This is a genomic window from Actinacidiphila oryziradicis, from assembly GCF_005047355.1.
GTDB lineage: Bacteria > Actinomycetota > Actinomycetes > Streptomycetales > Streptomycetaceae > Actinacidiphila > Actinacidiphila oryziradicis.
In genome coordinates, this window is record NZ_SUMC01000384.1 from 1 (window position 1) to 573 (window position 573).

1 protein-coding gene is annotated in these 573 nt (G+C 64.9%); it reads right to left on the reverse strand.

Going from position 1 to position 573, the window contains the following annotated elements; genetic code table 11:
* Positions 1-7: 7 nt before the first annotated feature.
* The coding region (locus FCI23_RS56010; protein ID WP_211265927.1) for a ferritin-like domain-containing protein at positions 8-573 on the reverse strand (566 nt) is incomplete at its 5' end.

The following is a 573-nucleotide window of genomic DNA, read 5'->3' on the forward strand; positions in this document are numbered from 1 at the left end:
ACCCGGATCACTGGTTGGCGAAGCGTTCTTCGAACTCGGCCATGGCTTTGCCGTAGATCTCGACGTCGGCTGCGGTGTAGCGGGCGAGGGTGTCCTCGATCTCCTGCTTGCCGTAGCGCTCTTCCATGGCCTGGAGGGCTTCGCGGACGTAGCGCACGTGCCACCGCTCGTCGAGCATGATCTTCTCGATGGTGGCCCGGACGGGTGCGGGGGTGTTGTCCTCGCGCAGGTGCTGGTTGTAGTGGCCGATGGTGCGCTTTTCGAAGACCAGCGTGATCGCCATGACCTCCATGAGGCTGGCGGGCACGCCGACGGCGTCCATGTAGCGGTCCTGGTAGGCGTCACGCATCGGGATGGCCCGCTGGTCGAGGCTGTCGATGCAGTCGGTCCAGTACGAGGCGTGCGCCGACTCGTCGGCGAAGTGGTGGGTGACGTCCTTCTGCAGCGGGCCGCGGATGGTCCGCGCCACCCGCCCGAAGAACATCGCCCCGCTCATCTCCGAGGACCGGTAGAAACTCGCTATCCACAACTCGTTCTCGGACAGTTGGATGTCACTCACGACGTCCTCCCCCA